The following is a 24,427-nucleotide window of genomic DNA, read 5'->3' as shown; positions in this document are numbered from 1 at the left end:
TCAAGCATGATTCATCTAGAAAATAAACGCATTGTAGTGGGCATTACCGGCGGAATTGCCGCTTACAAAACCATCGAATTAATCCGTTTATTACGCAAAGCCAATACACAGATCCGTGTGGTGCTCACCCCTGCGGCAGCAGAATTTGTCACGCCACTCACCCTACAAGCCATTTCCGGCAATGCGGTGGCACAATCTTTATTGGATCCGCAGGCGGAACTGGCGATGGGGCATATTGAATTGGCGAAATGGGCGGATGTGGTCTTGATCGCACCCGCCAGTGCGGATTTTATCGCCCGTTTGACTGCCGGCATGGCAAACGATTTGCTTTCTACCCTTTGCCTCGCCACCGACGCGCCGATTCTGCTGGCACCGGCGATGAACCAACAAATGTACCGCCAAGCCATAACGCAGCAAAATTTGACCGCACTTTTAAGCCGAGGCGTGCAACTTATCGGCCCAAACAGCGGCGAGCAGGCATGCGGTGATGTGGGCGCAGGGCGAATGTCCGAACCGTCAGAAATTTTCACCGCACTTTGTGGCCATTTTGCTACACAACAAGATTTAATTGGTATCAATGTCGCCATTACCGCCGGCCCGACCCGTGAAGCCATCGATCCTGTACGTTATATTTCCAATCATAGCTCCGGCAAAATGGGCTTTGCCATTGCCGATGCTTTTGCCAAACGTGGCGCGAACGTCACGTTGATCGCCGGCCCGGTAAATCTCGCTACACCTAAAAATGTCACTCGTATTGATGTGACTTCCGCGCAGGAAATGTGGCAAACCGCCATGGAAAGTGCGGTGAAAAATCAGATTTTTATCGGTTGTGCCGCTGTCGCCGATTATCGCGTTGCCGAGGTCGCCGAGCAAAAAATCAAAAAATCCGGCGAGGAAATGACGCTAAAACTCATTAAAAACCCTGATATTATCGCCGATGTCGCCCATCTTAGTGAAAATCGCCCATTCGTGGTGGGGTTTGCTGCCGAAACGCAGAATGTCGCCGATTATGCCAAAGACAAACTGAAACGCAAAAATCTGGATATGATTTGCGCCAACGATGTCTCCGGCGGGCAGGTATTCGGGCAGGATCACAATGCGTTACAGTTATTTTGGAAAGACGGGGAAAAAGCATTGCCGTTGACGAATAAAAGTGCATTAGCAGACGTGCTGGTGACTGAAATTGTTGCACGCTTTCGCCAATAAAAAACACCGCAAAAATCAACCGCACTTTAGTGCAAAAATGACAGATTTCTTTAAGGTAAACATCACCATGAAAAAAATTGACGTAAAAATTTTAGACGAACGTATCGGCACGGAATTTCCCCTGCCCGCGTATGCCACTGAAGGCTCTGCCGGCTTAGATTTACGCGCCTTGCTTGACGAAGCCATTGAAATTCAGCCGGGCGAAACCAAGCTGATTCCGACGGGACTTTCTATTTATATTGCCGATCCGAATTTAGCGGCAGTGATTTTACCACGCTCCGGTTTAGGGCATAAACACGGCATTGTGTTGGGCAATTTGGTGGGATTAATCGACTCCGATTATCAAGGTCCGCTGATGGTTTCCGTCTGGAATCGTGGTTCCGCGCCGTTCAAAATTGAAGTAGGCGATCGCATTGCCCAACTGGTTTTCGTGCCGGTGGTGCAGGCGGAATTTAATATCGTCAGCGAATTTCATGCGACGGAACGCGGTGAAGGCGGGTTCGGACATTCGGGTAAACACTGATGGAACAGGCGAATAAACGCAGTATCAAAGAACGCCGCCAGCAAGTGCTGACGGTGCTTACGCACATGCTTCACTCCGAACGGGGCATGGAACGCATGACCACCGCACGTTTGGCGGCGGAAGTAGGCGTGTCGGAAGCAGCGTTATACCGTTATTACCCAAGCAAAACCAAGATTTTTGAGGCCTTAATTGAGAACATTGAAACCACGTTACTCAATCGCATTTCGCAGTCCATCAAAAACGAAACCAACACCATGCAACGGGTGAAGGACATCATGCAAATGATCTTAGATTTTGCCCGCAAAAATCCCGGTTTAACCCGCGTATTGACCGGTCATGCATTAATGTTTGAAGATGCTAAATTACAAGCCCGCGTAGCCACTTTTTTTGATCGTCTGGAATTGCAATTTGTGAACATCCTGCAAATGCGAAAATTGCGCGAAGGGCGTGGCTTTAATGTGGACGAACGCATTATTGCCGCCCACCTCGTCACGCTATGTGAGGGGCAGTTTATGCGTTATGTGCGATCCAACTTTCGCCACACGCCGAATCAGGGTTTTAACCAGCAATGGCAGCTCATTGAAAGCTTATTTGCATAATTTATTTATTTAGGTAATATGTCATGATTATTCCTTGGCAAGAACTGGCGGAAGACACATTAATCAACATTGTGGAAAGCGTCATTTTACGCGAAGGAACCGATTACGGTTCACAGGAACAGACTTTCGAACAGAAAAAGAAAGCATTGCTGAACAAAATCCGTCAAGGAAGTGCGGTGATTGTTTGGTCTGAATTACATGAATCGATCGACATAAAAGATAAAACGGAATTTTTTAGATAACCTGCTTGGTTTTTCACAATTTAGATGGAGGTTTCACGTGCAGGAACAAAACGCACAAGCTACACAGTCAATGGATCCCACTCTGGAGTGGTTTTTATCCCATTGCCATATTCATAAATATCCATCTAAAAGCACATTAATCAATGCCGGCGAAAAAGCCGAAACCCTCTATTATTTGATTCAAGGTTCCGTTTCCGTTTTAGTTAAAGACGAAGACGGCAAAGAAATGATCCTCACTTACCTAAGCCAAGGCGATTTCTTTGGTGAAGCGGGCTTATTCGAAGAAGGTCAACGTCGTTCTGCCTGGATCAAAGCCAAAACGTCCTGTGAAGTGGCGGAAATTTCCTACCGCAAATTTCGCCAACTCATTCAGGTGAACCCTGAAATTTTGATGTATCTCACCGCCCAACTGGCGCGTCGTTTGCAAAACACCTCACGCCAAGTGAGCAATCTGGCGTTCTTGGATGTGACCGGACGCATTGCGCAAACCTTGTTAAATCTAGCGAAAATGCCGGAAGCCATGACCCACCCGGATGGTATGCAAATCAAAATCACCCGCCAGGAAATCGGACAAATGGTCGGCTGTTCACGGGAAACCGTGGGGCGCATTCTAAAAATGTTGGAAGATCAACATCTCATTTCTGCTCACGGCAAAACCATCGTAGTTTACGGCACCCGCTAAAAACACCGGAAAAAGAGACCGCACTTTATGTATATTGTTTGACTATAAAGTGCGGTTATTTTTTTAAGTGTTTTTCACCCCATTCTTTTCGCTTTTCTCATAACCCAATTCATAAGAAATTTGCTCCGCCGTTTTACGGATTTCATTAAGGAAAAAATCAATCCCGGTGGTGCGCAATTTATAAATGGACATGGAAACGGAAATGGCATATTCCACGTTGCTGAAGGCATCAAAAATCGGACAGGCAATGCAGACTACGCCCAATTCATTTTCCTCGTTATCCATAGCAAATTGCTGTTGACGCACCTCTTCCAGCTCGCTTTCCATTGTGCCCAGTTGCGTAATCGTATGGCGCGTCAATTGTTTAATGATCTCTTGGTTTGATTGCCAATAATTGGATAAATACGCGCTATTTTTCTCATAGGCAAGAAAAATTTTCCCCATGGCGGAACAGTAAAGTTGCAAATACTGCCCAATATAGGCGCGGGTTTTCAGCATACCGTGCGTTGGCTCCAACTTATAAATCATAATGGCGTGATCGTCTTCCCGCTTAGAAAAATTGACCGTTTCGCCAAGGGTTAAATTCAACTGCTCCAAATAAGGCGACGCGATATGAATAATGTTCATTGACGTCAGAATTTTTTGTCCAAGGCTTAAGCATTTAATGCTAAGCCGGTAACTGCCTTGTAAATTGGCGGGTTTCACATAGCCTTCACTTTGCAGACCTTGCAGTAAACGATGTACCGTACTTTTGTTTAAACCTGAAATTTCCGCCAGCTTGGCAAGCGGGCAACCGTTCGGAAAATCACTCAATATATCTAATAATCGCAAGCCTCTAATAAGGCTTTGATTTCCTGCATTTTTTTCTTTATCCATAAACACACTCAATATCAAAATCACATTCCACAATATGAAATATTTTGCCATAAAAATTAGAACTCTGTCACAAAATAGGAAGAAAAAATTTAACCATATGATTTATAAATCATTTTATTTTCATCTTAAAATTGACTTAAATAAGAGAGAGGCGTAGTTTTGTGAAACGTAATTTTACTATTTGAAATAAGCAGCCGAGGTATCTAATGAAAGTTTCTTATGCAGAGTTAAAAGCCGAATTCAAACGCGCTCTTCTTTCCCGCCATGTACGCGAAGACATTGCGGAAGAATGCGCCACCGTGTTTGCCGATACAACGCAGGCAGGTGCTTATTCTCACGGCGTAAACCGTTTTCCGCGTTTTATTCAGCAACTGGAAAATGGCGACATCGTGCCCGAAGCGCAACCGACCAAAGTGCTTTCACTTGGTGCTATTGAACAATGGGATGCCCATCAAGCGATCGGTAATCTGACTGCGAAGAAAATGATGGATCGCGCAATAGAGCTGGCTTCACAAAACGGTATAGGCGTCGTTGCGCTGCGCAACGCCAATCACTGGATGCGCGGCGGTTCTTACGGCTGGCAGGCGGCGGAAAAAGGTTATATCGGCATTTGCTGGACCAATGCGTTGGCGGTGATGCCGCCTTGGGGCGCGAAAGAGTGCCGCATCGGTACCAATCCGCTGATTATCGCCGTGCCGACAACGCCAATTACCATGGTGGATATGTCTTGTTCCATGTATTCCTACGGCATGTTGGAGGTACACCGTTTGCAAGGTCGCCAAACCTTTGTGGATGCCGGCTTTGACGATGATGGTAATCCGACCCGCGACCCGGCAACGGTAGAAAAAAACCGTCGTTTAATGCCGATGGGCTTCTGGAAAGGTTCCGGCTTATCCATCGTGCTAGACATGATCGCCACGCTACTTTCCAACGGAGAATCGACCGTCGCCGTTACAGAAGATAAAGATGATGAATACTGCGTTTCTCAAGTATTTATCGCCATTGAAGTGGATCGTTTAATCGATGGCAAAACCAAAGACGAGAAACTCAATCGCATTATGGATTACGTCAGAACGGCGGAACGTGCCGATCCGAATGTTGCCGTACGTTTGCCGGGACATGAATTTACCCAAATTTTAGCCGACAATAAAGCAAATGGCATTCCGGTAGATGACAGCGTTTGGGCGAAATTGAAATCCTTGTAATTCGGATAAGAAAGCCTGTATTTGCAGGCTTTTGTTGTAAAAGTGCGGTCGGTTTTCCCGGCGTTTTTTAAGAGGTGACATGATGTTTTTCGGTCATATTTCCAATGTTGTTCCCAACCGTTATCCCAAAGCTATCCTTCGTGCTTTGAATTATTTAAAAGAAACGGATTTCAATCAATTAGCCGCAGGGCGTTATCCCTTAACAGTGGAGTCCTATGTGCAAGTGTTGGATCTGAAAACCCAAACCAAAGACGAATGTCTGCCTGAAGTTCACCGTAAATATATCGATGTACAATACTGGCATTCAGGTATGGAACGAATGGCGGTGGCGCCTGATCTTGGCAACAATGACATCGCCGAAGAATACAATACCGAACGCGATATCCTATTTTACAACGCCGTAGAAAATGAACAGGAAATCCTGTGTCGTGCGGGCAATTTTGCCGTGTTTTTTCCGGAAGATGCCCATCGTGGCGCTTGCCGGGAAAACGAAGTGACAACCATTCGAAAAATCGTTGTCAAAGTTGCCGTAAGTGAATTATAGAGAGGTCATCATGAAATCTTTCGCGATGTTCATTGGCAAAGTGATAGAAGTCACCGTTGTGCTGATTCTATCCGCTATGTCAATTCTTGTGTTTCTCAATGTGGTGCTGCGTTATGGCTTTAATAGTAGCATTAACGTCACCGAAGAAGTTTCCCGTTATATGTTTGTGTGGCTGACATTCCTGGCTGCCGTATTAGCCTTTAATGAAAATCAACATGTAAGTGTCACCATGTTAACCGATAAATTATCCGCGGCAGGACGCAATATGTTAGGCATTTTTACCGACATTGCCATCTTGTTCTGTTGCTACCTCATCGTTGATGGCAGTTGGATTCAGTTTCAATTAAACCTCGCAAACGTGGCACCGATTTCCGGTTTACCACAAGGTATTACTTATCTTGCCAGCGTCATTGCCGGTATATTCATCGGTATTTTGCTTCTTGCCCGTCTCGTATCCAGAATCGGTTTGTTAACTAAAGGAGAAAAAGCATGACTGTTATCGTTTTTCTTTCGGTTTTACTGATCTCCATTATTCTGGGTATTCCCGTTGCTTTTTCATTATTAATTTGCGGCGTGGCGTTAATGCTTCATCTGGATCTGTTCGATTCACAGATCTTGGCGCAACATTTGGTCAGTGGCGCCGACAGTTTCTCATTGATGGCAATCCCGTTCTTTATTCTTGCCGGTGAAATCATGAATGAAGGCGGGTTATCTAAACGTATTATTGATTTGCCGATGAAATTAGTCGGACATAAACGTGGCGGCTTAGGTTTTGTTGCGATTCTTGCCGCGATGATCATGGCAAGTCTTTCCGGTTCTGCCGTAGCAGATACCGCAGCGGTGGCGGCAATGTTGTTGCCAATGATGAAAACCACGGGCTATCCACTAGACAAATCCGCCGGATTAATCGGCACGGCGGGAATTATCGCCCCCATTATTCCCCCGTCTATTCCGTTTATCGTATTCGGGGTGGCAAGCGGTGTTTCCATTACGAAATTATTCTTAGCCGGTATTTTCCCGGGTATCATGATGGGCTTCATGCTCGGATTATTGTGGTGGTTCCAGGCAAAACGTTTGGACTTAATGACCTTTTCCAAAGCGACCAAACAAGAACTCTGTATTTCCTTTAAAAACAGCATTTGGGCATTATTGTTACCGGTGATTATTATCGGCGGTTTCCGTTCCGGTATGTTTACGCCGACTGAAGCCGGTGCCGTAGCCGCATTTTATGCTTTGGTGGTTTCATTATTCGTGTATCGCGAGCTGAAATTCAAAGATTTATACAAAGTCGTTCTCGCCGCAGCCAAAACCACAGCGGTCGTAATGTTCCTCGTTGCGGCGGCAAACGTGACCGGCTGGCTAATCACCGTGGCGGAACTCCCGCAAATGATGACCGATCTGTTAGAGCCGTTAATCGATAGCCCGACATTGTTATTAATCGTCATTATGATTGCCGTCTTTATTATCGGCATGGTGATGGATTTGACCCCGACAGTGCTAATTTTAACCCCGGTATTAATGCCGTTGGTAGAAGAAGCAGGCATTGATCCCGTTTACTTCGGCGTGTTATTTATTCTGAACACCTCTATCGGTTTAATCACACCGCCTGTGGGCAATGTACTAAACGTCATTACCGGCGTGTCAAAACTCCCGTTTGACCAAGCCGCAAAAGGCATCTTGCCATACATGGCAATGATGATTATCTTGTTGTTCCTATTCGTCTTTTTCCCATCATTAATTTTGGTTCCGCTGCAATGGATGTTGTAAAAATTAATTAAAAATTTAATCTCAACTATCAGGAGAATGTTATGAAACTGTTCAATGTTAAATTTTTAGCCGCGTTGGTCGCCGGTGCGGCCTTATTAACCGGTGGCGTAGCCTCTGCAGAAATCAGTTTGCGCTTTGGTTATGAAGCACCGCGTAGTGACACCCAACACGCCGCGGCAAAAAAATTTAATGAATTACTGGCGGAAAAAACCAAAGGTGAAGTGAAATTAAAACTGTTCCCGGACAGCACATTGGGCAATGCGCAAACCATGATCGCGGGCGTGCGTGGCGGCACGATTGATCTTGAAATGTCCGGCTCACCAAACTTTACCGGTTTGGTACAAAAACTTAATGTTATTGATATTCCGTTTATTTTCAAAGATCGCGCACATGTTTACAAAGTATTGGACGGCGAGGTCGGTCAAAGTTTATTGAAAGAATTGGAAGCACAAGGCTTGAAAGGCTTGGCATTCTGGGATGTGGGCTTCCGTGCGTTCTCCAACTCCAAACATACGGTGACCAAACCGGAAGACATTAAAGGTTTGAAAGTACGCACCAATCAAAATCCAATGTATATTGAAGCCTTCTCATTACTTGGCGGCAACCCTGTACCGATGCCGTTGGCGGAACTTTATACTGCATTGGAAACCCGTGCCGTTGATGCACAAGAGCACCCGATCGGCATTTTCTGGTCTTCCAAACTCTATGAAGTACAAAAATACTTGAGTTTAACCAATCACGGTTATACCCCGCTTATCGTGGTCATGAACAAAGCGAAATTCGACGCCCTTTCACCGGAATTACAACAAGCCGTATTGGATTCCGCAAAAGAAGCCGGTGCGTTTCAACGTGACCTGAACGTGAAAAACGAACAGGACATCATTGCCAACTTGCGCAAAGATGGCGTGGAAGTCACCGAACAAGTGGATCCGGCACCGTTTAAAGCCATTATCGAAGAGAAAGTACGCAAATCCTTTATTGATAAAAACGGCGACGAGCTGGTAAAACAAATTGATGCGCTGGCGCAATAACGGCGTTTTTCATCTAAAAGTGCGGTATGTTTTTTAAGTGTTTTAGCTGCCATACCGCCCGTCTCTATTTAACGGGGAGATATTCCAATGAAACCGCTCAATCTCAAACTACTCGCTACATTGGCTACCGGTCTAGCATTATTTACCGGCAACATTCATGCCGAAACCAATCTTCGTTTTGGTTACGAAGCACCACGTAGTGATACGCAACATACCGCTGCCAAAAAGTTTAATGAATTACTAAAAGAAAAAACCGGCGGAGAAATTAAACTGTCTTTATTTCCAGATAGCACACTCGGCAACCCGCAAACTATGATCGGTGCCGTACGTGGAGGTACGGTGGATATGGAAATGTCCAGCTCGTCTAATTTTACCGGCTTAGTACCTGAACTGAATGTGATTGATATCCCGTTCATTTTCCAAAATCGTGAACACGCTTATACAGTGTTGGACGGCGATATAGGTCAGGAGTTGCTACAAAAGCTGGAAGCACAAGGATTGAAGGGGCTAGCGTTCTGGGAGGTGGGTTTCCGTGCGTTCACCAACTCCAAACACCCTGTTACCAAACCGGAAGACATTAAAGGCTTGAAGGTACGTACCAACCAAAATCCGATGTATATCCAAGCTTTCACAATTTTAGGTGCTAACCCTGTACCGATGCCGTTGGCGGAACTCTACACCGCACTGGAAACTAAAGCCGTGGATGCACAAGAACACCCCATCGGGATTGTATGGTCATCCAAGCTGTATGAAGTGCAAAAGTATTTCAGTTTTACCAACCATGGCTATACTCCGCTCATTGTGGTGATGAATAAAGCCAAATTCGATGCCCTTTCTCCGCAATTGCAACAAGCCGTTGTGGAATCTGCGCGGGAAGCCGGTCAATATCAGCGTCAACTAAATTTTGACAACGAGCAAGGCATCGTTGAAAAAATGAAGAAAGAAGGCATTGAATTTGTTGATAATTTAGATACCAAACCGTTCAAGCAAGCCGTTGAAAGCCAAACCCGTAAGGCGTTCATCGATAAAAACGGTGATGGGCTGATTAAACGTATCGATGCGTTGGCAAAATAGTCGGTAACATAATCAGTAGCATAGTAAAAGTGCGGTTAGATTTTTGAATGAATTTAACCGCATCCATTTTTGAGGTTTTAAATGAAATATTATTTGGGCGTTGATTGCGGTGGCACTTTTATTAAAGCGGCATTATTCGATGAAAAGGGCAAATTATATGGCGTTCAACGCAAGAACGTACCGTTAATTAGCGAGCAATCCGGTTATGCCGAACGGGATATGGCAGAATTGTGGCAGATCACCGCTGATGTCATTCGTCTCGTCGTAACAAAAAGTGGTATCCACGCACAAGAAATTAAAGGCGTTGGTATTTCCGCGCAAGGCAAAGGTGCATTTTTACTCGATAAACAAAATAAACCTTTGGGTAGAGCCATTTTATCCTCCGATCAACGTGCCCTTGACATCGTTAAACGTTGGCAAGCGGAAGGCATTCCGGAAAAATTGTACCCCATCACCCGCCAAACCTTATGGACAGGACACCCTGTTTCCATTTTGCGCCGACTGAAAGAGACAGAGCCTAAACGTTATCAGAATATCGGCGCGATTTTAATGTCCCATGATTATCTGCGTTTTTGCTTAACGGGCGAGTTACATTGCGAAGAAACCAATATTTCCGAATCCAACCTATACAATATGCAGGAAGGGAAATACGACTTAAATCTGGCGAAGTTATTGGATTTAAAAGACATCTTTGACAAATTACCGCCCATAATCGCCTCCCATGACATTGCCGGCCATGTCACCAAAGACGCCGCCGAATGTTGTGGTTTGGCGGAAGGCACACCTGTTGTCGGCGGGTTATTTGATGTGGTTTCCACCGCCTTATGTGCCGGGTTGGAAGACGAAACCAAATTGAATGTGGTGCTAGGGACTTGGTCTGTGGTGAGCGGTATTACGGATTATATTGATCCGGCACAGCCGTTACCTTTTGTTTACGGACGCTATCCGGAAGATAATAAATTTATCGTGCATGAAGCCAGCCCAACATCATCAGGCAATTTGGAATGGTTTGTGAGCCGATTTAATTTGCCGGATTACGAAGCCATTAATAACGGTATCGCCGCCTTAAAACCGGCGAGCAGCTCCGTGTTATTCGTACCGTTTCTTTACGGCTCCAACGCAGGATTAGGCATGCAGGCGGGGTTCTACGGTATACAATCCCACCATACGCAAATGCACCTGTTACAAGCGGTTTATGAAGGTGTGTTATTTAGCCTGATGTACCACTTGGAACGCATGTTACAACGTTTCCCACAGGCTAATGTATTGCGTGTTACCGGCGGTCCGACCAAATCTAAGGTCTGGATGCAAATGTTGGCAGATTTAACCGGTATGCGTTTGGAGATTCCTGCCGTAGAGGAAACCGGATGTTTAGGCGCCGCACTCATGGCAATGCAGGCAGATGGGCTCAAAACGACACCGCCGGCATTAAACGCAGAGATGCAGGTATTTACACCCAATCCCGATAATTTCGAAGCTTATCAACGCAAATACCAACGCTATCAGCAATTCGTCAACGCATTAAAAATACTGATTTAATAACAAAAAAGGTCTGAACATTCAGACCTTTTCATTTCATCACGGACAATTAACGCATTGTCACAAATTCTTCCGAGCCGGTTGGGTGAATAGCGACGGTGTTGTCGAAATCGGCTTTGGTGGCGCCCATTTTGATGGCGACGGCAAAGCCTTGAATCATTTCGTCTACGCCGAAGCCAATGCCGTGTAAACCGACAATTTTTTCATCTTTTCCCACACACACAAGCTTCATGCGGCAAGGTTGGCGGTATTTCGTGACAGCGGTGTACATGGCAGTGAAAGAAGAGGTGTAAACTTTCACGTTTTCCGCGCCATATTGCTCGATAGCTTGCGGTTCGGTTAAGCCCACAGTACCGATTGGCGGATGGCTGAATACCACGGTCGGAACTAAATTGTAATCCAAATGTTCGTTCGGTTTGTTGTTAAACAAACGTTCGGATAAACGACGCCCTGCCGCAACGGCAACCGGCGTTAATTCAATACCGCCTTCGATAATATCGCCCACCGCATAGATGCCCGGCACGTTGGTATTTTGGTATTTATCTACTTTGATATAGCCGCGATCGTTGGTTTCCACGCCCACATTTTCCAAGCCAATGTTATCGGTTGCCGGATCGCGACCGATTGCCCAAACCAAACAATCTACAATGATTTCGCTTTCATGATCGAGTTTTACGGTTAAGCTACCGTCCGCGTTTTTAATGACTTCCTGCACGGTGGCGTGTTTATGCAGGCGAATGCCGTCTTGTTCCAGCACTTCGACCAGCGTTTCAACAATCAATGGATCTTGATTACGCATCGGCGCATGGCGGCGCACAACCAAATGGGTCTCAGCCCCCAAGCTATTGAATACGCCTGAAAGTTCTACGGCAATGTAACCCGCACCGATAACCGCTACGCGTTTCGGTAGTTCTTCTAATGCAAACACACCGTCAGAATCAATACCGTATTCCACACCTTTTACCGGCGGATGGCTTGGGCGACCGCCGGTAGCAATTAAAATATGATCGGCAGTAACAAGTTCTTTGGAACCGTCAGAAAACGTCACTTCAACGGTATTTTTATCCACAAAGCGACCGAAACCGTCTAAAACGTCCACGTTATTTTTTGCTAACACATTGTTGTATGAGGTATGAATGCGATCGATATAGGCTTGACGGCTTTCCACTAATTTCGCGTAATCGAATTTTTTCACATCCACATCAAAACCGTAGTCCGGCGCATAATGATGAATGGCTTCCGCAATTTGCGCGCCGTAGAACATCACTTTTTTCGGCACACAGCCCACGTTCACACAAGTTCCGCCTAAATGTTTCGCTTCAATAATGGCACATTTTTTGCCATAACTTGCCGCACGGTTAATGGAGGCAATACCGCCGCTACCACCGCCGATAGCAATGTAGTCATAATGTCTGGTCATACTCTTTTCCTTATTAATAATTTGGGCGCTATTCTGCCCAAAGGGTGTTCATAAATCAAACAAATAGGATAAATCGGTCTAATCGGTATTATCTTATTCCTTAATTATTCCGGCGTAATCCAGTTTACCGACCAACTGCCGGTGCCTTGCGGCACAAGTGCGGTGGTTAAATACGGCAAAATGGCTTTCATCTGCTGTTCCAACATCCAAGGCGGGTTCACCACAATCATGCCGCTGGCAGTCATGCCTCGTTGATCGGAATCAGGACGCACCGCCAATTCAATTTGCAGAATCTTACGAATCCCCGTGGCTTCCAAGCCTTTTACAATGCGTTTGGTTTGCTGACGCAACACCACCGGATACCAAATGGCATACACGCCCGTCGCAAAACGTTTGTAGCCTTCTGCAATGGCGTTCACCACCAAATCGTAGTCTTCTTTTAATTCATAAGGCGGGTCAATCAGCACAAAACCCCGACGCTCTTTTGGCGGCAACGTGGCTTTCACTTGTTGAAAACCATCACCGATTTTAACCGTCACATTATCAAATTCTTTGAAATTATTACGCAACAACGGAAATTCACTCGGGTGAAGCTCCATAAGTAACGCACGATCCTGCGGGCGCAGTAAATTTGCCGCCAACAACGGCGAACCGGCATAGTAACGCAATTCCTTACCGCCATAATTGAGCTTTTTAATCAGCGCCACATAACGCGCCACTTCAGGCGGCAAATCTGCGCGTTCCCATAAACGCCCGATGCCTTCCACATATTCCGCGGTTTTCTCCGCTTCTGCGCTAAATAAGCGATAACGCCCCGCACCCGAATGGGTATCCAAATAATAAAAACCTTTTTCTTTTTGTTGCAGGCTCTCGATAATCAACATCAACACGATATGTTTCAACACATCCGCATGATTGCCCGCATGAAAACTATGACGATAACTGAGCATAATTCCTACTTATAAAACGTTTGAAAAAACAACCGCACTTTTCACCCAAAAGGAAGCCCGACGATTGCCGGGCTTTAGGAAATAAGTCGCGGTTTAGAATAATTCTTCCGGTTGTCCGCCCGGCGAACTACCGCCATCAAGAAGTTCGCTTGGCACATAATAACCGCGTTCTTCCACATAGGCCCGGGTCGGTTCGGTGCCCTTGATGAAGTATTCTAGTCGTCCGCCGTTGGCAAGCAAACCGGAGCGCAAGTCGATACGCTTTTCTACGATATTGGCCGGCATCGGCAATTCGCGCTCAGGCACATCCTGCAAAATCGGTTTCATATAGGCAATCCACGCCGGCATAGCACTTTTTGCCCCCGCTTCGCCACGGCCTAAATTGAAGCGATTATCATCAAAACCGATATACACCGCCGTGGTCAGGTTTGCGCCGAAACCGGCATACCACGCCACTTTGGAGTTGTTGGTCGTCCCGGTTTTACCACCGATATCTTTGCGTTTAATGTCATTTGCCATGCGCCAGCTGGTGCCTTTCCAGCCAAGTCCTTGTTCACCGTAAATGGACGTATTGAGCGCACTGCGAATTAAGAAGGCCAGCTCACCGCTAATCACACGCGGTGCATATTGTACTTCGGAACTATTGGTTTTCGCGTCCGCCATGAGGTTCAGATTTTCTTCTTTCACTGCATCGGCACGCGGTTGTAATTCCGGAATGTCCGGTATGCTTTCGCCTTGATCCACTTCCTCACCATTGGTCGATTCATCGGTGCGGGCAAGTTCATCGGCAGGTGTTAAATCGGTATTTTTAAAGCCGTCCAGTTTTTCCGTTTCGCCGTAAATCACCGGAATATTGTCGCAAGTCGGGCACGCCACTTTCGGGTTCGCCACGAAAATTTCTTTACCGCTATTATCTAAAATTTTATTGATGATATAAGGATCAATTAAGTAACCGCCGTTATCAAATACCGCATAACCGCGCGCCATTTCTAACGGCGTGAAGGATGCCGCACCTAAAGCGAGGGCTTCACTGGCGAAATATTGATCCCGTTTGAAACCGAAGCGTTGTAAGAAATCCGCTACAAAATCAATGCCCGCCATTTGCATGGAACGAATGGCAATCATATTTTTAGACTGCCCTAACCCCACGCGTAAACGCAACGGACCGTCATAGCGATCCGGTGAGTTTTTCGGACGCCACTCTTTTTGTCCCGGTTTTTTCAGTACAATCGGCGTGTCCTGCAGCACACTGGATAAGGTTAAGCCTTTTTCCAACGCCGCCGCATAAATAAACGGTTTAATCGAAGAGCCGACTTGCACCAAAGATTGCGTCGCACGATTAAATTTACTTTGCTCGAAACTAAAACCGCCCACAATGGCTTCAATAGCACCATTGTCGCTGTTTAAGGAAATCAAGGCGGAGTTGGCTTGCGGAATCTGCCCCAACATCCAATCACCTTTATCGTTCTTACGAATCCAAATTTGATCGCCGGTTTTCACCGGGTTGGCTTGTCCCGTCCAGCGCATGGCACTGCTCGGTAGCGTGATTTTATCGCCGGAAGCCAAAAGAAGTTCCGCGCCGGATTTCGCGACGCTCACTGCCGCCGCCGGAATAAACGGCTCGGAATTCGGTAGTTTTTTCAGAAAGCCGATAATGGTCTCGTTATCCCAAGGCGTTTCGTCTTTTTTCCACAATGGCGCACCGCCGCGATAGCCATGACGCATGTCATAGGCGATAAGGTTATCGCGCACCGCTTTTTGCGCGGTTTCCTGATCTTTGGAAAGCACGGTGGTGTACACTTTATAACCTTTGGTGTAGGCGTTTTCTTCCCCAAAGCGTTTCACCATTTCCTGACGCACCATTTCCGTCACATAATCCGCACGGAAATCCATTTGCGCGCCGTGATAACTGGCGACAATCGGCTCTTTTAATGCTGCATCGTATTCTTCTTTAGAAATATATTTTTGATCCAACATACGCCCAAGCACGATATTACGGCGTTCCAGCGCACGTTTCGGTGAGAACAGCGGGTTCATAGTGGAAGGGGCTTTCGGCAAACCGGCAATCACCGCCATTTCGGATAAAGTCAATTGATTCAATTCCTTACCGAAATAAGTTTTTGCCGCCGCTGCCACGCCATAAGAACGGTAGCCCAAATAAATTTTATTTAAATACAGTTCGAGAATTTCGTTTTTATCCAACGCATTTTCAATATCAATCGCCAAAATCGCTTCTTTGGCTTTACGAATCAGGCTTTTTTCCGGCGTTAAGAAGAAGTTACGCGCCAACTGTTGAGTGATGGTACTCGCCCCTTGGGACGCGCCGCCTTTGGTCACCGCCACCATCAATGCACGACCGATACCGATAGGATCCAACCCGTGGTGTTCATAGAAACGGCTGTCTTCCGTCGCCAACACCGCCTGAATCAGTTTTTCCGGAATATCCGCCAGTTTCACCGGAATCCGACGTTGTTCCCCCACTTCCCCGATTAACTTACCGTCAGAAGTATAAATTTGCATCGGCTGTTGCAACTCAACGGTTTTCAGGGTTTCCACATCCGGCAAATCGGATTTGAGCTGAATATAGAACACGCCCGCCACAATACAGCCGAGAATAAATAAAGTTAATAAGGAACTTAATATTAATTTTGCGATCCGCATCGAAAATTTCTCACTTATTTCATTGTCGTTGAAAGAATTAAAAATATAGTTGGTTGCTAAGTATAAAGATTACGCCACGAAAGCAAAAGCAAAAACTCGCTTAAATATTGTAAATAAGGATAACGCCAATGTTTATTAGACACATTCCCACGCTGCAAATCGGTCTTTGGTATCGTCAAGGCACCATCGACGCGGCGTGGATCGACCCGCAAAATCAACCGCACTTTTTACGTCTTGATGAATTTGAACTGATGGAATTGACGGGCCATTTAAATCGCCGTTTTAATCATCCGCGCAAAAAATTATCCTACAAATTTATTACCGCCATCATGCCCCACCAAATTTGGCAGAAAACGCTGATTTTACCGCACAACCTGAGTCTTCAGGAATGCGAGCAACAATGCCGTTTCAGCTTAACCAACGAGTTGCCGATTCCCACTGAAGAAGTTTGGTATGACTACGCCGCCACGCCGTTAAAAGAGGGCTTTCGGCTGGATATTTTTGCCATTAGACAACAAATCGCCACAGAATATTTACAACAATTTATGCCTTTACAAATCGATGTGTTGGACAACGCCGCCAAAGCCATGTTGCGCGCGGCAGAATATTTTCTGGGACACGCTCTGCCGCACAACGCCGTGTTTTTGTATCAGGACGAAACGGGTTTGCTGGCGGTACAACACAAATTACAGCAAACCCAAACGCTGTTTCAAACGCAGGGAAATCTGACCGCGCTTTTGGCGCAATATTGCCAACGTTATGACAAGCAGCCGGAACAAGTCTTTTATTATCGAACGGAAAAAGACGCACAGGACATTCCCGAAAGCTGGCACGCCATCGAAACCGATTTGCCGTTCATCGCATTGGGTAACGCCTTGTGGCAACGGGAAACGTCGCCAAAATCCACCGCACTTTTTGGTGCCGACGGAAAAATTTGAGATGCTTTCCATGAAAAAAGACATCAATCTCCTGCCGTGGCGCATTCAGTTACAACGCCGACAAAATAAAGCGTTGCTCCGTCAACTTATTCTGTGTGCAATTGCCTGCACGGGCGGTTGGCTGACGCTAGACGGTTTAGCGGAACGCCACGCGGAAACCGCAGAAAAAATACAAACCGAACTGACAAAAATACAACCTGAGCAACAGCTCACACAGCAACAAATTCAACAATTTCGAAGCGCGCAAAGGGATTCGGAGGAGTTACATCCTGTTTCCGGAAAAACCGTTTTTTCGCTGTTAAATCAATTAACTGAGTTACCGCTCACACAGGGAGAGCTCGCCGAATTATCACTCAACGCGCGACAACTAACCTTAAAAGGCTACAGCGTCAGCCAAGAAGAATTTCAGCATTTGAATCAATTTCTGACGCAGCAACCGTTGTTTACTGATGTAAAACTGGCGGAATTTAAACCGCAAGCGGACGCCCTACAATTTCAATTTGATTTAACCCTGCAGGCGGTGCCATGAAATTTAACGGTATAAACGCCTTCTTGTCGCATTGGTATCGCCTGGTGGCGTGGCAACAAAAGGGATTGCTTATTTTTGTCGGTATGTTGGTGCTTTATTTCCCCGCATGGCATTACCTGCAGCAACGCACTCTGGCGGAAAACAGCGCGCAGCAATTACAGCAGCGGCAGGAAAATCTTGCCCATCAACAAAAAATCCTAACCGCGCTGAAAGAGAAAGCCGCTAAGCAATTACTCACGCCGGAGCTGGCAGGCAAACTTCCGCCGATAAATCAACAAATTCAGCAACTTGCCGTCAATCTTGAAATCGAGCACAGCCAATGGGATTTTCGACAAAAACCGTTACTGAAATTGCAACTACGCGGGCACTTCAAAAATCTACATGCATTTTTGACCGCACTTTTAAGCGCTAACGAAACGCTGGAGTTGGTGGAATGGCAGATCATTAAAACCGCTGAAGACAATGCGCCCTATTCCATTCACAGCGAACTTTTATTTCAATTAAACACGAAGGAAAAATAATGTTACGCCCACTTTCTGCCCTCTTCATCGGCGCGTTTTTCAGCTTGTCCGTCACCGCCAATGATCCTTTTGACAAAACCCGACGAAATGCCGTAAACCCGAAAGAACCGGTAAAAGAAACCGTAAATGTCGCAACGCCATGTCACAAGGGGACAGACGCCATTTTCCCGACAACGCCATTTAATCAAATCAGCGTCATCGGCGTGCTGCAACACAAACAGAATTGGCAATTAATGTTGCTTGCCGACAACCAGGTCAGCCTTGCCAAAACGGGGGATGTTATCGCGGCGGAACAGTTACGCATTGAAAACATCGGCAAGCAGGAAATTCGGTTTTTGCGTTGGGACAACCCGCAAAACTGCGAACTTGCCACGTCATTGAACATTAAATTTTAGGAACATTTGAATGAAATCAGTCTTTTTTCGACAACTAAAGTGCGGTCTGTTTTTCGGGTGTTTTTTGAGTTTTGCGGTACAGGCGACGGAGCCCAATCCGGTGTTCTCTATTCGCCTGAAACAAGCGCCGTTAGTGCCGACGTTACAACAGCTGGCGCTCGCTCAAAACACCAATTTGATTATTGACGACGAGTTGCAAGGCACGCTGTCGCTGCAACTGGAAAACGTGGATTTGGATCAGCTCTTCCGTTCCGTGGCGAAAATTAAACAGCTGGATTTGTGGCAGGAAAACGGCATTTATTATTTCACCAAAGGTGACACTAACGCAAAATTTGCCGGCAAAATGGAAGAGCCCTTCCCCATTGCCGCACCAATGTCGGAAGAACCGGCGCAGCTGACCACCGCCACCATCAAATTACACTTTGCCAAAGCCTCGGAAGTGATGAAATCGCTTACCGGCGGAAGCGGTTCCTTATTATCACCTAACGGTAGCATTACCTTTGATGATCGCAGTAATTTGTTGCTGATCCAAGATGAACCGCGTTCCATTCGCAATATCAAAAAATTACTTAAAGAACTGGACAAACCCATTGAACAAATCGCCATTGAAGCGCGCATTGTTACCATTAACGATGAAAGTTTAAAAGAACTGGGCGTGCGTTGGGGGATTTTCAGTCCGACGGACAACGCTCATCGCGTGGGCGGCAGCTTGACGGGCAATGGTTTTGATAATATTGCTAATCAGCTCAATGTAAATTTCCCCACCACCAACACACCGGCGGGTTCCGTGGCGTTACAGGTGGCGAAAATCAACGGGCGACTTTTGGACTTAGAATTGACCGCACTTGAACGGGAAAATAATGTAGAAATTATCGCCAGCCCGCGTTTGCTGACCACCAACAAGAAAAGCGCCAGCATTAAACAGGGGACGGAATTGCCCTACATTTTGGTGAATGAAAAAAGCGGTTCGCAAAGCGTGGAATTTCGTGAAGCGGTGCTTGGCTTGGAAGTGACGCCGCATATTTCGCAGGATAAACAAATTCTGTTGGATTTAATCGTCAGCCAAAACTCACCGGGCAGCCGCGTGGCGTACGGTTTGGGCGAGGTGGTGTCCATTGATAAGCAGGAAATTAATACGCAAGTCTTCGCCAGGGACGGCGAAACCATCGTACTCGGCGGCGTGTTTCATGACACCATCACCAAAGGCACGGATAAAGTGCCGGTGCTGGGCGATATTCCGGGCATCAAGCATTTGTTCAGCAAGGAAAGCGAACGCCATCAAAAACGAGAATTGGTGATCTTCGTCACACCGCATATTTTGCGTCACGGCGAAACCTTGGAATCCTTCAAACAAAAACGTGCCGAGAGCGATGCCAACATTTCCACAAAGGGAGAAAGCAAAACCCAACCGAAAAAGTGAATCATTCGGCATTTCCCGATTATAGGCAAAATAATTCTCCTGTTTAGGTTGAAAACAATAGCGGTTTATTGCGATAATTCCCCCTAATTTTGGGGTGATCTTTTCAACTCTATATCAAAAAGCATTCACACGACCACATTTGAGTATTTGCGGTCGTTTCTTATTTTCTAAAAGATCACATTCTTTCCGATGACATAAATAAAAGATTATAACAATGGCAGAAAAACGTAATATTTTCTTAGTGGGACCCATGGGCGCAGGCAAAAGCACAATCGGTCGCCAACTCGCACAATTACTCAACATGGATTTTGTGGATACCGACGCGGAAATTGAAGAGCGCGCCGGTGCAGATATCAGCTGGATTTTTGATGTTGAGGGCGAAGCGGGTTTCCGGAAAAGAGAAGAACGTATTATTAACGAATTAACCCAACGTCAGGGCATCGTGTTGTCCACCGGCGGCGGTGCGGTGTTATCTAAGGACAATCGAAATCACCTTTCCGCGCGCGGCATCGTGATTTATCTGGAAACCACCGTGGAAAAGCAATATCAACGCACCCTGCGGGATAAAAAACGCCCTCTGTTGCAAGATGTCGCCGACCCGCGTCAAGTGTTGGAAGATCTGGCAAAAATCCGCAACCCATTGTATGAAGAAGTGGCGGACATTACCCTCCCGACCGATGAACAAAGCGCCAAAGTGATGGCGACACAAATTATCGACCTGATTGATAACGACAACGGTTAATACAAACGGTTAACTCACCCAAAAGGCAAAATAAATGTTGTGTGTAAATGTTGAATTGAAAGAAAGAAGCTACCCGATTCATATCGGCGCAGGGTTATTAACAGATACCGGTTGTTATCCGCTGAAATCCGGCAATAAAGTCATGATCGTGACTAATCCGACCGTTGCACAACATTATCTTGCCACTGTCACCGCCACTTTAGAAAAAATCGGCTGTATCGTTGAACATGTTCTTTTGCCCGACGGCGAACAATACAAGACTCTCGATTCTTTAAACCTCATTTTCACCGCACTTTTACAGGCTAATCACGGTCGTGACACCACTATCGTGGCGTTAGGCGGCGGCGTCATCGGCGATGTTGCCGGTTATGCGGCGGCAAGCTATCAACGCGGCGTACGCTTTATTCAAATCCCGACCACCTTATTGGCGCAAGTAGATTCTTCCGTGGGCGGTAAAACCGCCGTCAACCATCCGTTAGGTAAAAACATGATCGGCGCTTTTTATCAGCCGAACGCGGTGATTGTGGATACTTTAACCTTAAACACCCTACCGAAACGCGAAATCAATGCGGGCTTGGCGGAAGTGATTAAATACGGCGCAATTTTGGATTTCCCGTTCTTTGAATGGCTGGAACAACACATTGACGAGTTAGTCTCCCTTGACCAAAACGCGCTACAACAATGTATCGCCCGTTGCTGCCAATTAAAAGCGGATATTGTGGCACGCGACGAAACGGAAAAAGGCGATCGTGCGCTGTTAAATCTCGGTCACACTTTCGGTCATGCCATTGAGGCCCATTTAGGCTACGGCAACTGGCTACACGGAGAAGCAGTGGCGGCAGGTTGCATGATGGCGGCGGCGTTATCGGAAATATTAGGCGATTTAACGCCTGCCGATGTAGCACGTTTAGAAAAACTCTTGGCGCGCGCTAACTTGCCAACGGTTTCACCGGACGGCATGACGGCACAGGATTATTTGCCGCTGATGATGCGCGATAAAAAAGTGCTGAACGGTAAATTGCGTTTAGTGTTGCTCAAATCGCTCGGTCAGGCATATGTGGCAACGGATATTGCGCAAGATCTGGTGATTGACGCCATCAATCGTTGTTCCCAGTTTGACTAATCCACATGCCTGAACCCGCCAAATCCGTTAAAACCAAAAGCCGCCCGTTTCTTAAATGGGCGGGCGGTAAATATCGCCTGACGGACGAAATCAACCGCTTGCTGCCAAAACGCAAACAATGTCTGGTAGAACCTTTTGTGGGTGCCGGCGCGGTGTTTCTCAACAGCAACTTCAAACGCTACATTCTGGCGGACATCAACCCCGATTTGATCCATTTATTCAACATCGTCAAACAAGACGTCGAGCGCTACATTCAGGCGTGCAAACCCATTTTCTTCCACCCCGAAGCCAATACGGAATTGTACTACTACACCAAACGCAAAGAATTTAACCAAAGCACTGACGTTTTCCAACGCGCCGTGTTATTCCTTTATTTAAACCGCTTCGGTTTTAACGGATTATGCCGCTACAACTCGAAAAACGAATTTAACGTCCCTTTCGGCGATTACAAAACCCATTATTTCCCGGAAGAAGAATTGCGTTTTTTCGCCGCCAAAGCACAAAGTGCGGTCTTTATTTGCGCCGATTTTCAGCAAACCTTCCAAATGGCGGACGAAAACTCCGTGATTTACTGCGACCCGCCCTATGCCCCGCTTTCGCAAGACAGCAACTTCACCAATTATGCCGGCAATGAATTTTCTATCGCTCACCAACGTGATCTCGCCAACCTCGCGAAAAACACCATGGAACAGCGCAACATCCAAGTGTTGATCTCCAACCATGACACCCCTTTCACCCGCGAAATCTACCAAGGCGCCAAAATCTGCCGCCTAAAAGTCCAACGCTCCATCAGCCAAGCACCGCATAAACGCATTAAGGTGAGGGAGTTGATTGCGATGTTTAAGGCTAAATAATCATAAACCAGTCAATTGCCTCTCCCATTTGACTGATGTCTCTTCGCCCTAGAGATATTTTGCAAATAACGACTCTCTTGACGAAATTCAATTACCGGAATTTTTTCAATAACTACTTTCATTGGCAATTGTCGAGGCATAGGATAAATGACTCAGTAGTGATTATTATCAATATACAACACCACTTGCGCAGATTTTTAAAAAAACAAGACTGCAATTTAAATTCATTTTTTAATAAAATAACCACATATTTACAACAATTAGAGAGATTTTTATGCATTGGTTATTTTTATCATTATCCATTATCAGTGAAGTTTTTGGCTCATCCATGTTAAAAATGAGTAACGGATTTAGCAAATTGTTGCCATCTTTAGGCGTTATTGTCGGCTTCGGTTGTGCCTTTTATTTTCTGTCACTTGCGTTAAAAGATATTCCACTGGGTACGGCTTACGCTATTTGGGCAGGTGTAGGGCTTGTTCTGACATCTTTGATTAGTGTGCTTATTTTCGGTCAGAAAGTCGATTTATGGGGCATTGTCGGATTAGGCTTTATTCTTGCGGGCGTCGTGATTTTAAATGCATTTTCACAAATGGGTGGACATTAATGTCCTGATTTCAACGCGTGAGAACGACAGAAAATTTCACAAGCTATGACAAAAAAAGGAATTTTCGTGAAATTTATATAAAAGGTCATCTGAAAACTTGGAAATCAGGTTTTCAGGCGACTTTTGTTTTATCTATATACTTTTTGCTCTAGAGGCTCTCTTGTTTAATATTGCAAACTAAAACAACGTCAAAATAAATGTAGATTATCATTTTTTCAATCTGTTAATTCTTTGTGTAATTGCTACATCATGCTGATGATTTATGCCTTCTTTGGGATTTGTATAAGCATAGACCAAAAAAACACCGCTAAAAAAAGAGAAATAACAACGATAAACATTAATCCGATGACATCATGAAAGAAAAAATGCTCTATTATGGGTTGGGTAAAAATATCTTCTGCATGCCAAACAATAAGTGTAATGCTATATCCCCATAGCCCCCAAGTAAGAATATCTAAGATAAAACTTTTTATTCTTAACGCTGTCGGTAATTTTTTCCTTTTATTAATCACCATAAGCTTTCGTAGTTCATCCGATGACGACATGGTTATACTCCTCTATCCGGGCTGGTCCAGACGGCAAATTTTGATTTATTGCGGAAAATAGCTTTCGGGATACCAATCAATAGCGTTGCCGTATTCAGCAACCAATAAATATAGGGATACCAAATACAGGATAAACCATAACGCAGTAACCCTTTTTCATACCGAGAATCAATATACAAACTTAATAGGCTCTGTAAAAAGAAAGCAAAAAACATAATTGAAATATTGGCTTCAAAGAGTCGTATATCCTCAATATTAATTCCAAGCACAAATTTTTTATAGAGCGCAACACTGACAAATGAAACCCAAAGAACTGCCCAAACTACAGTAATAAAATATTCAATATACATAATCCATAAACGACGATTGCGCCAATGCCAGACCTGTGGGAAATATTTCATGATGGTTTCCGCGCCACCCTGCGCCCAACGTAAACG

At 45.7% G+C, this 24,427-nt stretch carries 26 protein-coding genes and 1 pseudogene; 21 read left to right on the top strand and 6 right to left on the bottom strand.

Going from position 1 to position 24,427, the window contains the following annotated elements:
* The first annotated feature begins 6 nt into the window (after positions 1 to 6).
* From coaBC to crp, 5 genes are all read left to right on the top strand, one after another.
* Positions 7 to 1,206, top strand: coding sequence for a bifunctional phosphopantothenoylcysteine decarboxylase/phosphopantothenate--cysteine ligase CoaBC (gene coaBC / locus DK430_RS09675; RefSeq protein WP_109078857.1), 1,200 nt, complete (start codon positions 7 to 9; stop codon positions 1,204 to 1,206).
* Positions 1,207 to 1,273: 67 nt separating this feature from the next.
* Positions 1,274 to 1,729: a dUTP diphosphatase gene (gene dut, locus DK430_RS09670; protein WP_109078932.1), complete on the top strand. Its 456-nt coding sequence runs from the start codon at positions 1,274 to 1,276 to the stop codon at positions 1,727 to 1,729.
* Entirely contained in the window at positions 1,729 to 2,328 is a 600-nt protein-coding gene (gene slmA, locus DK430_RS09665) for a nucleoid occlusion factor SlmA (protein ID WP_109078856.1), read from the top strand. Before dut ends, slmA begins: the two co-directional genes overlap by 1 nt.
* Positions 2,329 to 2,351: 23 nt before the next feature.
* On the top strand, positions 2,352 to 2,570 hold the full coding sequence (locus tag DK430_RS09660; RefSeq protein WP_109078855.1) for a YheU family protein: 219 nt from the start codon (positions 2,352 to 2,354) through the stop codon (positions 2,568 to 2,570).
* 37 nt (positions 2,571 to 2,607) lie between these two features.
* Complete coding sequence (gene crp / locus DK430_RS09655; protein WP_109078854.1) at positions 2,608 to 3,252, top strand: cAMP-activated global transcriptional regulator CRP; 645 nt, start codon at positions 2,608 to 2,610, stop codon at positions 3,250 to 3,252.
* Between the two features lie 63 nt (positions 3,253 to 3,315).
* Here crp and DK430_RS09650 read toward each other — a convergent pair whose 3' ends face one another.
* On the bottom strand, positions 3,316 to 4,128 hold the full coding sequence (locus DK430_RS09650; protein ID WP_162616832.1) for an IclR family transcriptional regulator: 813 nt from the start codon (positions 4,126 to 4,128) through the stop codon (positions 3,316 to 3,318).
* Positions 4,129 to 4,334: 206 nt separating this feature from the next.
* Here DK430_RS09650 and yiaK point away from each other — a divergent pair, with 206 nt between their 5' ends.
* From yiaK to DK430_RS09615, 7 genes are all read left to right on the top strand, one after another.
* Positions 4,335 to 5,333, top strand: a complete 999-nt coding sequence (gene yiaK, locus DK430_RS09645; RefSeq protein ID WP_109078853.1) for a 3-dehydro-L-gulonate 2-dehydrogenase — start codon at positions 4,335 to 4,337, stop codon at positions 5,331 to 5,333.
* 82 nt (positions 5,334 to 5,415) lie between these two features.
* The gene (locus DK430_RS09640; RefSeq protein WP_109078852.1) at positions 5,416 to 5,877 is read left to right on the top strand and encodes a NanQ anomerase/TabA/YiaL family protein; all 462 of its coding nucleotides are present in this window, start codon (positions 5,416 to 5,418) and stop codon (positions 5,875 to 5,877) included.
* Between the two features lie 10 nt (positions 5,878 to 5,887).
* On the top strand, positions 5,888 to 6,370 hold the full coding sequence (locus DK430_RS09635; protein WP_109078851.1) for a TRAP transporter small permease: 483 nt from the start codon (positions 5,888 to 5,890) through the stop codon (positions 6,368 to 6,370).
* The gene (locus DK430_RS09630) at positions 6,367 to 7,644 is read left to right on the top strand and encodes a TRAP transporter large permease subunit (RefSeq protein WP_109078850.1); all 1,278 of its coding nucleotides are present in this window, start codon (positions 6,367 to 6,369) and stop codon (positions 7,642 to 7,644) included. Before DK430_RS09635 ends, DK430_RS09630 begins: the two co-directional genes overlap by 4 nt.
* Positions 7,645 to 7,685: 41 nt before the next feature.
* Positions 7,686 to 8,675, top strand: a complete 990-nt coding sequence (locus tag DK430_RS09625) for a TRAP transporter substrate-binding protein (RefSeq protein WP_109078849.1) — start codon at positions 7,686 to 7,688, stop codon at positions 8,673 to 8,675.
* A gap of 87 nt (positions 8,676 to 8,762) precedes the next feature.
* Positions 8,763 to 9,749 carry a TRAP transporter substrate-binding protein gene (locus DK430_RS09620; protein WP_109078848.1) on the top strand — a complete coding sequence of 329 codons (987 nt, stop codon included), beginning with the start codon at positions 8,763 to 8,765 and terminating at the stop codon, positions 9,747 to 9,749.
* A gap of 81 nt (positions 9,750 to 9,830) precedes the next feature.
* Complete coding sequence (locus DK430_RS09615) at positions 9,831 to 11,288, top strand: FGGY-family carbohydrate kinase (protein WP_109078847.1); 1,458 nt, start codon at positions 9,831 to 9,833, stop codon at positions 11,286 to 11,288.
* Positions 11,289 to 11,337: 49 nt separating this feature from the next.
* Here DK430_RS09615 and gorA read toward each other — a convergent pair whose 3' ends face one another.
* The 3 genes from gorA to DK430_RS09600 form a co-directional block, all read right to left on the bottom strand.
* Positions 11,338 to 12,708: a glutathione-disulfide reductase gene (gorA, locus tag DK430_RS09610; RefSeq protein WP_109078846.1), complete on the bottom strand. Its 1,371-nt coding sequence runs from the start codon at positions 12,706 to 12,708 to the stop codon at positions 11,338 to 11,340.
* Positions 12,709 to 12,812: 104 nt separating this feature from the next.
* Positions 12,813 to 13,658: a 23S rRNA (adenine(2030)-N(6))-methyltransferase RlmJ gene (locus DK430_RS09605; protein WP_109078845.1), complete on the bottom strand. Its 846-nt coding sequence runs from the start codon at positions 13,656 to 13,658 to the stop codon at positions 12,813 to 12,815.
* Between the two features lie 93 nt (positions 13,659 to 13,751).
* Positions 13,752 to 16,319, bottom strand: a complete 2,568-nt coding sequence (locus tag DK430_RS09600) for a penicillin-binding protein 1A (RefSeq protein WP_109078844.1) — start codon at positions 16,317 to 16,319, stop codon at positions 13,752 to 13,754.
* Positions 16,320 to 16,447: 128 nt separating this feature from the next.
* Here DK430_RS09600 and DK430_RS09595 point away from each other — a divergent pair, with 128 nt between their 5' ends.
* The 9 genes from DK430_RS09595 to DK430_RS09555 all read left to right on the top strand — a co-directional run bounded on the left by DK430_RS09595 (position 16,448) and on the right by DK430_RS09555 (position 23,445).
* Positions 16,448 to 17,257, top strand: coding sequence for a type IV pilus biogenesis protein PilM (locus tag DK430_RS09595; RefSeq protein WP_109078843.1), 810 nt, complete (start codon positions 16,448 to 16,450; stop codon positions 17,255 to 17,257).
* A 10-nt stretch (positions 17,258 to 17,267) separates the two neighbouring features.
* A complete protein-coding gene (locus tag DK430_RS09590; protein WP_109078930.1) occupies positions 17,268 to 17,786 on the top strand; it encodes a PilN domain-containing protein in 519 nt (172 codons plus the stop codon).
* The gene (locus DK430_RS09585) at positions 17,783 to 18,307 is read left to right on the top strand and encodes a competence protein (protein WP_109078842.1); all 525 of its coding nucleotides are present in this window, start codon (positions 17,783 to 17,785) and stop codon (positions 18,305 to 18,307) included. Before DK430_RS09590 ends, DK430_RS09585 begins: the two co-directional genes overlap by 4 nt.
* Positions 18,307 to 18,702, top strand: a complete 396-nt coding sequence (locus DK430_RS09580) for a competence protein ComD (RefSeq protein WP_109078841.1) — start codon at positions 18,307 to 18,309, stop codon at positions 18,700 to 18,702. Before DK430_RS09585 ends, DK430_RS09580 begins: the two co-directional genes overlap by 1 nt.
* Before the next feature lie 10 nt (positions 18,703 to 18,712).
* Positions 18,713 to 20,122, top strand: a complete 1,410-nt coding sequence (locus DK430_RS09575; RefSeq protein ID WP_109078840.1) for a type IV pilus secretin PilQ — start codon at positions 18,713 to 18,715, stop codon at positions 20,120 to 20,122.
* 214 nt (positions 20,123 to 20,336) lie between these two features.
* The gene (aroK, locus tag DK430_RS09570) at positions 20,337 to 20,864 is read left to right on the top strand and encodes a shikimate kinase AroK (protein WP_109078839.1); all 528 of its coding nucleotides are present in this window, start codon (positions 20,337 to 20,339) and stop codon (positions 20,862 to 20,864) included.
* Between the two features lie 34 nt (positions 20,865 to 20,898).
* Positions 20,899 to 21,987 (top strand): 3-dehydroquinate synthase, encoded by a 1,089-nt coding sequence (aroB, locus tag DK430_RS09565; protein ID WP_109078838.1) that lies wholly within the window; start codon positions 20,899 to 20,901, stop codon positions 21,985 to 21,987.
* A 5-nt stretch (positions 21,988 to 21,992) separates the two neighbouring features.
* On the top strand, positions 21,993 to 22,841 hold the full coding sequence (locus DK430_RS09560) for a Dam family site-specific DNA-(adenine-N6)-methyltransferase (protein ID WP_109078837.1): 849 nt from the start codon (positions 21,993 to 21,995) through the stop codon (positions 22,839 to 22,841).
* A gap of 274 nt (positions 22,842 to 23,115) precedes the next feature.
* Positions 23,116 to 23,445: a DMT family transporter gene (locus tag DK430_RS09555; RefSeq protein ID WP_109078836.1), complete on the top strand. Its 330-nt coding sequence runs from the start codon at positions 23,116 to 23,118 to the stop codon at positions 23,443 to 23,445.
* A 260-nt stretch (positions 23,446 to 23,705) separates the two neighbouring features.
* Here the strand turns inward: DK430_RS09555 and DK430_RS09550 are convergent, their stop codons facing one another.
* Both DK430_RS09550 and DK430_RS09545 read right to left on the bottom strand, forming a co-directional pair.
* Positions 23,706 to 23,990 (bottom strand): HmsD, encoded by a 285-nt coding sequence (locus DK430_RS09550; protein WP_109078835.1) that lies wholly within the window; start codon positions 23,988 to 23,990, stop codon positions 23,706 to 23,708.
* Between the two features lie 2 nt (positions 23,991 to 23,992).
* A pseudogene (locus DK430_RS09545) lies at positions 23,993 to 24,427 on the bottom strand (poly-beta-1,6-N-acetyl-D-glucosamine synthase); the annotation flags it as partial.

This window comes from Aggregatibacter kilianii, assembly GCF_003129965.1.
GTDB classification, from domain to species: domain Bacteria; phylum Pseudomonadota; class Gammaproteobacteria; order Enterobacterales; family Pasteurellaceae; genus Aggregatibacter; species Aggregatibacter kilianii_A.
Note: the sequence above shows the minus strand (reverse complement) of the source record. Positions and strands in the feature narration are given on the sequence as shown.